The organism is Variovorax sp. 01T439_2 (genome assembly GCF_056398445.1).
The window spans coordinates 1-8,753 of sequence record NZ_JBFTPJ010000136.1 but is presented as its reverse complement, the minus strand read 5'-3'; the positions used below and the strand labels follow the sequence as shown (position 1 = coordinate 8,753).

The following is an 8,753-nucleotide window of genomic DNA, read 5'->3' as shown; positions in this document are numbered from 1 at the left end:
GCCCAGCACCGCGCGCACGGCGGCCGAGGGCTCGTCGCGCAGCAACTCGAACAGGACCGGCATCATCTCGCGCACCGCTTCGCGCGGGGGCGGCACGTGCTGCGCGTTGCGGATGTAGACCTGATGGCCCCGGTAGCCCGCGAGATCCGATGCCGCGAGGAGGCCTGCGGTCACGCTGGGCGAGAACATCGCCCGGAACCAGGCACCGTGGTCGCCCTTGAGAACGTTCCCGGCGTTCGCGCCCGCGAAGATACTCTGGATGGACGCCTTGACCTCGTTGTGCGCAAGCCAATAGCCGTGCGCCGCCATCGCATCCCGGGATTGGTGGTCCTGCTCGTGGATGTCCTCGTTCCAGTCTCCGTTCGCGACGCGGCGAATCAGTTCCGGCGTGACTCTGTAGCCTTCGATGGACAGCGAGTGATAGGCATCGGTGACATAGGCGTCTTCGACCGCGCGCATGTATGCGGCAACGTCGTCAGGCCGGCCCGGCTCCTTCAGCGGGAAGGCGCTCGCCGCATCGTCGCGCATCGAGGCCCACATGAGCCGCAATCTGGAAACATAGGGGGACTCGATGCGGTCGCCCGGAACAATTCGCAGAGGGGTTTCGAATGGATTGGCCTCGGTGACCTGATTGCCCAAGGCCCGCATGAAACCGACGATGTCATCCGCGATCGCGTCCCGGCCCACCGCGCGGAACGCACCGGCGAGGCGGCCGGCAACCGTGCCGTGGTTGCCTTCCGCAAGCACGCGGCTCAGCTCGGACGCGTCGCTGATGGACAGCAGCGCGACTTGCGCGTCCTCGGCGGAGGCCCTGAAGAAGTTCTCCGGCACTTTCAGGAGCGCCTGGGCCAGTGTCATCGTACGGAGATTGCCGACGCTGTCGCGCCGGTCGGCCGCTGGAAAATCCCTCGCCTGGTAGTCCATGAGCGAGAACCCGTTCGGCAAGTCGAGCACGCCGTTCTTGCCCAGTGGCGCATGCACGACGACCTGCTTGGGCAGCAAGGTCGTCCCGGCGTGCAGTTTCAGCGAATATTCCGCCGACACGCACCAGTCGGAGCCGAATCGGGCGTTGCAGTAGGCGGCAATGAAGTCCTTCATCCCCGCGATCCACGGCGTCGTGTCACCAGCCTTGGCGGAAGGGCTGGCGGACATGTACCAACCCTGGATCACCGGCTGGAGAAACCCCGCGCCCACCAACGCTTCGCGATCCGCGCGAGAGAACTCGCCCGTATTGAAGACACTCCGGCCTTGCTCCTGCAAGGTCCGCAGTGCTTCCAGGGCGGTGGCGAGCCGCCGCTGCGCCGGGGTGGCTGTACGAACGGCGACGGGAGTTGCCATGTGCAGGGTCTCGCTTTGCTGGCGGCAGCTGGTAGTCGATTGCCAGGTTCTTTTGCCAGTTGATTGCTAGATTTTATTGCAAATTCATTGCTAGACTATCTTGCAAAGCCCACACTCACTCCACCGTCACGCTCTTTGCCAGGTTGCGCGGCTTGTCGACATCGGTGCCGCGCGCGCAGGCCGTGTGGTAGGCCAGCAACTGCAGCGGCACCACGTGCAGCAGCGGCGAGAGCGCGCCGTAGTGCTCGGGCATGCGGATCACGTGCAGGCCTTCGCTGCCCTTGATCCTGGTGTCGCCGTCGGCCAGCACGTAGAGCACGCCGCCGCGCGCGCGCACTTCCTGCAGGTTGCTCTTGAGCTTTTCGAGCAGGGTGTCGTTGGGCGCCACGGCCACCACGGGCATCTCGCTGGTCACCAGCGCGAGCGGGCCGTGCTTGAGTTCGCCGGCGGCGTACGCCTCGGCGTGGATGTAGGTCACTTCCTTGAGCTTGAGCGCGCCTTCGAGCGCGATCGGATAGTGCAGGCCGCGGCCGAGGAACAGCGCGTTGTCCTTGCGCGCGAAGTCTTCGGCCCAGCCGATGATCTGCGGCTCGAGCGCGAGCACCGATTGCAGCGCGACGGGCAGGTGCCGCATCTCCTTCAGGTAGCGCGCCTCGTCGGCTTCGCTCAGGCGCCCCTTGGTCTGCGCGATGGCGAGCGTCAGCAGGAACAGGCCGGCCAGCTGCGTGGTGAAGGCCTTGGTCGAGGCCACGCCAATTTCCACCCCGGCGCGCGTGATGTAGGCCAGCTTGCATTCGCGCACCATGGCGCTGGTGGCCACGTTGCAGATGGTCAGCGTCTGTTCCATGCCAAGCGAGCGCGCATGCTTCAAGGCGGCCAGCGTGTCGGCCGTTTCGCCCGATTGGCTGATGGTGACCACCAGCGTCTTCGGATCGGGCACCGAATCGCGGTAGCGGTATTCGCTCGCGATCTCGACCTGCGTCGAGATCTTCGCGATGCTCTCGAGCCAGTACTTGGCGGTGCAGCCGCTGTAGTAGCTGGTGCCGCAGGCCAGGATGAGGATCTTGTCGATGTCCTTGAACACGCGGTGCGCGCTGGCACCGGTGGCGCCGTCCTGCCCGACGCCGTCGAACAGCTCGGGCACGATGCCGGCCACGCCCTCGAGCGTGTCGCCGATGGCGCGCGGCTGCTCGAAGATCTCCTTCTGCATGTAGTGGCGGTACGGGCCGAGCTCGGCCGCGCCGCTGTGCGCCTGCACGGTGCGCACCTGGCGCTGCACGGGCTTGTGGTGGCGGTCGACGATCCAGTACTTGCCGGGCTGCAGGTCGACCACGTCGCCTTCCTCGAGATAGACGATCTGGTCGGTCACGCCGGCCAGCGCCATGGCGTCGCTCGCGAGGAAGTTCTCGCCGCCCTCCTTGCCCGCGCCCAGGATCAGCGGCGAGCCGGCGCGCGCACCCACCACGCGCTGCGGCTCGTCGCGGCACATCACGGCAATGGCATAGGCGCCGTGCAGCTGCAGCACCGCGGCCTTCACGGCCTCGAACAGGTCGCCGTCGTAGAGGCTGTCGACGAGGTGGGCGATGACCTCGGTGTCGGTCTGGCTCTCGAACACGTAGCCCTTGGCCTCGAGCGCCGCGCGCAGGGTTTCGTGGTTTTCGATGATGCCGTTGTGCACCAGCGCGATGCGGCCTGGCCGCGCGCCCTGCGCGTCGGCGCCCGGGCCGTGGCTGAAGTGCGGATGGGCGTTGTGCACGGCAGGCGCGCCGTGCGTGGCCCAGCGCGTGTGGGCGATGCCGGTCAGGCCTTCGACATGGTCTTCGCGCACCTGCGTGACGAGGTCCGCCACGCGCGAGGTGGTGCGCGCCCGCGTGAGGCCGCCCGCATGGACCGCCACGCCGCAGGAGTCGTAGCCGCGGTATTCGAGCCTTTGCAGGCCCTGGACCAGGACCGGAACGATGTTGCGATGGGACGCTGCGCCGACGATGCCGCACATGGTGAGCTGCCTTTAATCTGGAGAAGAGGCTCGATGGTAGGAAGCGGATGAAAAAATATGCGGTCGAAATTCGATGGATTTCGAACTTTTCTTTCATCGACTCAGGTAGTTGGATTTTTATTCCATAATCCCATTGAATATGGAACCATTTTCCCCCGATGCAATAGACCTCCGCCTGCTCGACGCGCTCCAGCGCGATGCCTCGCAGACCAACCAGCGGCTGGCCGCCGAGGTCGGCATCTCGCCGCCCACCTGCCTGCGCCGCGTGCAACGCCTGCGGCAGGAGCGGCTGATCGAGCGCCAGGTCGCACTGCTCTCGCCCGACCGGCTTGCGGCGGTGCTGGGCCACGGCCTGCAGGCGGTGGTCGAGATTTCGCTGGACCGGCAGGACGCCGCGGCCCTCGATGCCTTCGAGGCCCGCGTGATCGCCGACGACGCCGTGCAGCAATGCTGGCGCGTCTCGCCGGGGCCGGACTTCGTGCTGGTGGTGGCGGCGCGCGACATGCCGGACTACAGCGCCCTGGCGCAGCGCCTGTTCACGGCCGACGGCAATGTGCGCAACGTCAAGGCCTTCTTCAGCCTGAAGCGCGCGAAGTTCGATCCCAGGGTGCCGCTCACGCCCTGAGGCGCCACGGCAGGCGCCCTTCGATCAGGCCTTCGGCTGCTTCTGCGGCCGCTTCCAGTTCGCAAAACTGACCTGCTTGCCGCGCGCCACCGTGAGCGCGCCGGGCTCGGTCGACTTGTTCACCGTCGAGCCGCCGCCGATGGTGCCGCCCGCGCCAATGGTGACCGGCGCCACCAGCACGCAGTTGCTGCCCACGTGCACGTCGTCCTCGATGACGGTGCGGTGCTTGTTGGCGCCGTCGTAGTTGGCCGTGATGCTGCCCGCGCCGTAATTGACGCGTCGGCCCACGCTGGCATCGCCCAGGTAGGCCAGGTGATTGGCCTTGGCGCCCTCGGCCAGGGTCGAGTTCTTGACCTCGACGAAGTTGCCGATGTGCACCTCGGCGCCCAGCTGCGCGCCCGGCCGCAGCCGCGCGAAGGGGCCGACCAGCGCCCTTTCGCCCACGGTCACGCCGGCCTTCTCGCCGTCGATGTGGGTGAAGGGATGGATCACCGCACCGGCCTCGATGCGCGCATTGGCAATCACGCAATTGGCGCCGACGCGCACGCCCTCGCCCCCGAACCCCGACCCTCCGAACACCCAGTTGACGACGATCTCGACGTCGGCCTCGCAGGCCAGCGCGCCGCGCAGGTCGAAGCGCGCGGGATCGGCCAGCCGCACGCCTTGCGCCATCAGCGCTTCGGCCTGCCGCAGCTGCCAGGCGCGCTCCAGCGCCGCCAGCTGCGCGGGGCTGTTGATGCCGGCGACCTGGAGCGCATCGTCGATGACATGCGCGACCACGGGCACGCCGTCGGCCGCGGCCAGCTTGACGATGTCGGTGAGGTAGTACTCGCCCTGGGCGTTGCGGTTGTCCAGCCGCGAGAGCCAGCCCTTGAGCAGCGCGGCGGGCACGGCCATCACACCGCTGTAGATCTCGCGGATGCCGCGCTGCGCCTCGGTCGCGTCCTTCTGCTCGACGATGGCCWTGACCTCGCCGCCCGCCTGCCCTTCGGCACGCACGATGCGCCCGTAGCCGGTGGGATCGTAGAACTCGATGGTCAGCAGCGCGAGCCGCCGGCCGCCGCTGGCGGCGATCAGCGCGCGCAGCGTGTCCTCGCCGATCAGCGGCACGTCGCCCGACAGCACCAGCACCGTGCCGTCGTCGGGCAGGAGCGGCGCCGCCTGCTGCACCGCGTGGCCGGTGCCCAGCTGCGGCTCCTGCCGCGCAAACTGCAAGGCGGCGCCGATGGCGTTGCCGGCCATGGCGGCCTCGACCTCGGCCGCGCCGTGGCCGGTCACCACCACCACGTGGCGCGCGCCGATGCGCGCGGCGGTATCGGTCACGTGCCCGAGCAGCGCGCGTCCGGCCAAACGGTGCAACACTTTGGGCAGCCTGCTTTTCATGCGCGTGCCCTTGCCGGCCGCCATGATGACGACGTCGACCGGTCCCTGGTTGTCTTGCGGAATCTGATTCATGCTTCTTTCTACCCGAATGCGTTGCGCCAAGTTGGCGCGGATTATCGGCGCGCTGCTGGCGGCGGCCGCGCTCGCGGGCTGCAGCACGGTCAGGCTGGCCTACAACAACCTGCCCGAGGTGAGCTACTGGTGGCTCGACACCTACCTCGATTTCGACGGCGCGCAGACGCCCAAGGTGCGCGACGAGCTCGCACAGCTGCTGACCTGGCACCGCCAGAACGAGCTGCCGCGCATTGCCAGCCTGCTGCAGGAAGCCCAGGCCCTGGCGCCGCACGACGTGACCGCGGCCCAGGCCTGCCGCATGGCGGACCAGATCCGCGAGCGCCTGCTGGCGGTCGCCGAGCGCGCCGAGCCGGCGGGCACCGAGCTGGCATTGAGCCTGACCGCGGCGCAGCTGCAGCAGCTCGAGCGCAAGTACGCGAAGAACAATGCCGACTATCGCAAGGAATGGCTCGAACGCAGCGCCGCCGATGTGCAGGAGAAGCGCTACGACCGCTTCCTCGACCGGCTGGAGGATTTCTATGGCCGGCTGAGCCCGGAGCAGCGCGAGCTGCTGCGGCGGCAGGTGGCGCAATCGGTGTTCGATCCGCGGCTGGCCGATGCCGAGCGCCGCCAGCGCCAGCAGGAGGCGCTGCAGCTCTTGCGCGGCTTCAATGCCGCCAAACCCTCCGCGGCCGAGGCGCGCGCGGCCATCCATGCCTACGTGATGCGCATCGCCGAGCCGCCGCCCGGCCCCTGGCACGATCACCAGCAGGCCCTGCTGCAGGAAGGCTGCCGCAACCTGGCCGCGCTGCACAACACCGCCAGCGCCGCCCAGCGGGAGCAGGCGGTGCGCCGGCTGCAGGCCTACCACGACGACCTGCGGCAGCTGGTGGCCGCGCGCTAGCACGGTCGCCGGGCAGCTGCTAGATCAGCGGCGTCGGCCGCATCGGGCGCTCGAAGTAGTCTCCCAGCGCCTCGAGCGCGCGAGGCTCCAGGATGCGCAGCCAGCCGGCGTCGAGCTTGTAGAGCCCCAGGCTCTGCAGCCGGCGCAGCGTCTTGTTGGTATGCACCAGCGACAGCCCCAGTGCATCGGCCAGGTGCTGCTGGCTGAACGGAAACTCGACCCAGCCGTCGCGCACCATGCCCACGCGCTGGGCCCGGCGGTACAGGTGCATCAGCAGCATGGCCACGCGCTCGGCCGCGTTGCGGCGGCCCGTGGTGACCAGGTTGTCGTCGACCAGCTTTTCCTCGCGCGCGGCCAGCCAGGTGATGTCGTAACCGAGCTTCGGCTGGGCATGGAACAGCTCCCAGAGCCGGCCGCGCGGAAACACGCAGAGCGTGGCCTCGCTCGCGGCCTCCACGCCGTGCGTGTGGCCGTCGGCAAACTCGTCCTGCAGGCCGATGAAGTCGCCGGGCAGCAGAAAGCTCAGTATCTGGCGCCGGCCGTCGCTCAGCGTCTTGTAGCGAAAGGCCCATCCGGCATAGAGCGTGAACAGCTCGGCGCTCGGCCGGTGCTCGTCGATGATGGTGGCGCCGGCGGCGACGCGGCGGGAGCCGGCCCTGAAGGATGCGATGGCTTCGAGCTGTTGCGGCGCCACCGGCAGGAAGGCTTCCATCTTTCGCAGCGCGCAGCGCTCGCAGGGGTGGGGGCCCGCAGGGGGCGAGGCGGGGGATGCATGGTCCTCGAATTTCACGCGCCACTATAGGCTTCGGACCTGTGTCTTTTGACATTTCGCGGGGCCCGGGAGATTCATACACTTCGCACGCCTTCCGCTTCCGAACGCATGACAGAAAAGCAAGCTCTCCACGAAGTCTTCTATTGCAGCATGCTCACGCCGGACCTGCCGCCGGCCACCGTGGGCTCGATCGTGACCCTGGCCCGCGCACGCAATGCCCAGTACGGCATCACCGGCCTGCTCGTCTTCGACGGCATGCGCTTCTGCCAGCACCTCGAAGGCCCGCATGGGGCGGTGGAGACGCTGATGCGCCGCATCGAACAGGACCGCCGGCACACCGACATCAAGATTTTCCGCCGCGGCCCGCTTGCGTCACGCCGCTACAGCGGCTTTGGCATGGGCCTGGCCGAAAGCGAAGGGCCCGACCTCATGGCCGGCATCCGTGCGCTGGACGGCGAAGCCGCGTTGGCGCACTTCCTGGCCCTGCGCCCCAGCTTCGACATCAACGGCTGAAAAAAGAAAAAGGCGGCCGAAGCCGCCCTTTGCGTCCATGGGAGGTCGAGCAGCGCTCAGGCTTGGTCCCACGAGTAAGTGGCACCGTAGCCGTCCCATGCTTCCATGACGATGCGCTGGCCCGCGGCCACGTTCAGCGATTCGCCCGGGGCCAGCACCAGGTCTTCGCTGGCGCTGGCGGACGTGGCGTCCGGCGTGACCCAGACCCGGCCCTGCTTGACCCGCAGCACGCTGGCCGACCGCGCCTTCAGGCTCATCGCCTCGCCGGGCGCGATCTGCCAGGCGCCGCGGCGCACGGCCGGCGGAACGGCCGAAGCGGTGCGGGTGGAAGACGGCAGGGAAGCAAGCGATTGGGTGGTGCAGACGGCGGTGGACATGATGAAACTCCTTGGGCGTTGCCGAATTGCGATGACAAGACAGAGGCAATAGCGCAGTTCGGGAATGAATGATCGTTTCCATGGCGTTGGCAGTCCAATGAAAACGAGGTAGCCTACTGATTCCGAATCCGCATCAATGCTCCGATGCCGCCCACACCCCCATCCATGCAGCATTCGCAAACCCATCTGCGCTCCCGCCCCATTTCCGCGGGGCACCTGCGCGCCTTCGAGGCGGTGGCGCGCCATCTCAACTTCCGCGCCGCCGCCGAAGAAATGGCGCTCACCCAGTCCGCCGTGAGCCGCCAGATCCAGTCGCTCGAGGAAGAAGTGGGCGTGGCGCTGTTCCTGCGCCACACGCGGGCGGTGGAGCTCACGAGCGCGGGGGCGCAGCTGCTGCTTGCGGTGCAGCAGTCGCTGCCGCGCATCGACACGGCCRTGCGCCAGATCCGCCAGAGCGCGGGGCGCAAGAGCGTGTCGCTCACCACCTTTGCGTCTTTCGCATCGATGTGGCTGATCCCGCGGCTCGAGGCCTTCCAGCGCGACAACCCCGAGATCGACATCCGCATCGACGCCAGCGACGTGGCGGTCGACCTGGAGGTGGCGGACGTCGACATCGCGCTGCGCTACGGCACGCGCGAGGTCATGCCGCCCAACGCCGTGCGCCTGTTCGGCGAAACGCTCACGCCCGTGGCGAGCCCCTGGCTGCTCAAGAGCAGCCCGCCCATCAAGACGCCCGCCGACATCACCGGCTTCACGCTGATCGAGGCCGGCGACGCGCACCGCACGCACCT

Annotated in this window: 9 protein-coding genes; 4 read left to right on the top strand and 5 right to left on the bottom strand. The window is 68.2% G+C overall.

What is annotated here, in order from left to right; all coding sequences use genetic code 11:
- Both AC1DOC_RS09105 and glmS read right to left on the bottom strand, forming a co-directional pair.
- Positions 1 to 1,338, bottom strand: a 1,338-nt coding sequence (locus AC1DOC_RS09105) for a Fic family protein (protein WP_478129690.1), incomplete at its 3' end; no start/stop codon positions are given.
- 115 nt (positions 1,339 to 1,453) lie between these two features.
- Positions 1,454 to 3,334 carry a glutamine--fructose-6-phosphate transaminase (isomerizing) gene (gene glmS, locus AC1DOC_RS09100; RefSeq protein WP_018903607.1) on the bottom strand — a complete coding sequence of 627 codons (1,881 nt, stop codon included), beginning with the start codon at positions 3,332 to 3,334 and terminating at the stop codon, positions 1,454 to 1,456.
- A 139-nt stretch (positions 3,335 to 3,473) separates the two neighbouring features.
- Here glmS and AC1DOC_RS09095 point away from each other — a divergent pair, with 139 nt between their 5' ends.
- A complete protein-coding gene (locus AC1DOC_RS09095; RefSeq protein WP_012746149.1) occupies positions 3,474 to 3,959 on the top strand; it encodes an Lrp/AsnC family transcriptional regulator in 486 nt (161 codons plus the stop codon).
- 24 nt (positions 3,960 to 3,983) lie between these two features.
- Here the strand turns inward: AC1DOC_RS09095 and glmU are convergent, their stop codons facing one another.
- Positions 3,984 to 5,414 carry a bifunctional UDP-N-acetylglucosamine diphosphorylase/glucosamine-1-phosphate N-acetyltransferase GlmU gene (glmU, locus tag AC1DOC_RS09090; protein WP_478129689.1) on the bottom strand — a complete coding sequence of 477 codons (1,431 nt, stop codon included), beginning with the start codon at positions 5,412 to 5,414 and terminating at the stop codon, positions 3,984 to 3,986.
- Between the two features lie 31 nt (positions 5,415 to 5,445).
- On the opposite strand from glmU, the gene AC1DOC_RS09085 reads away from it, so the two are divergent.
- Positions 5,446 to 6,300, top strand: coding sequence for a DUF6279 family lipoprotein (locus tag AC1DOC_RS09085; RefSeq protein ID WP_230537737.1), 855 nt, complete (start codon positions 5,446 to 5,448; stop codon positions 6,298 to 6,300).
- A 19-nt stretch (positions 6,301 to 6,319) separates the two neighbouring features.
- On the opposite strand, the gene AC1DOC_RS09080 is transcribed toward AC1DOC_RS09085, so the two are convergent.
- Entirely contained in the window at positions 6,320 to 7,012 is a 693-nt protein-coding gene (locus AC1DOC_RS09080) for a Crp/Fnr family transcriptional regulator (RefSeq protein WP_012746146.1), read from the bottom strand.
- 168 nt (positions 7,013 to 7,180) lie between these two features.
- Between AC1DOC_RS09080 and AC1DOC_RS09075 the strand changes: the two genes are divergently transcribed.
- Complete coding sequence (locus AC1DOC_RS09075) at positions 7,181 to 7,585, top strand: BLUF domain-containing protein (protein ID WP_012746145.1); 405 nt, start codon at positions 7,181 to 7,183, stop codon at positions 7,583 to 7,585.
- 56 nt (positions 7,586 to 7,641) lie between these two features.
- Here AC1DOC_RS09075 and AC1DOC_RS09070 read toward each other — a convergent pair whose 3' ends face one another.
- Positions 7,642 to 7,962: a DUF2917 domain-containing protein gene (locus tag AC1DOC_RS09070; RefSeq protein ID WP_012746144.1), complete on the bottom strand. Its 321-nt coding sequence runs from the start codon at positions 7,960 to 7,962 to the stop codon at positions 7,642 to 7,644.
- Positions 7,963 to 8,127: 165 nt separating this feature from the next.
- On the opposite strand from AC1DOC_RS09070, the gene AC1DOC_RS09065 reads away from it, so the two are divergent.
- The coding region (locus AC1DOC_RS09065; protein WP_478129688.1) for a LysR family transcriptional regulator at positions 8,128 to 8,753 on the top strand (626 nt) is incomplete at its 3' end.

Coding starts and splice junctions, on each gene's coding strand:
- glmS (WP_018903607.1), bottom strand. CDS start 3,334: ATGTGCGGCATCGTCGGCGCAGCGTCCCATCGCAACATCGTTCCGGTC.
- AC1DOC_RS09095 (WP_012746149.1), top strand. CDS start 3,474: ATGGAACCATTTTCCCCCGATGCAATAGACCTCCGCCTGCTCGACGCG.
- AC1DOC_RS09080 (WP_012746146.1), bottom strand. CDS start 7,012: ATGGAAGCCTTCCTGCCGGTGGCGCCGCAACAGCTCGAAGCCATCGCA.
- AC1DOC_RS09075 (WP_012746145.1), top strand. CDS start 7,181: ATGACAGAAAAGCAAGCTCTCCACGAAGTCTTCTATTGCAGCATGCTC.
- AC1DOC_RS09070 (WP_012746144.1), bottom strand. CDS start 7,962: ATGTCCACCGCCGTCTGCACCACCCAATCGCTTGCTTCCCTGCCGTCT.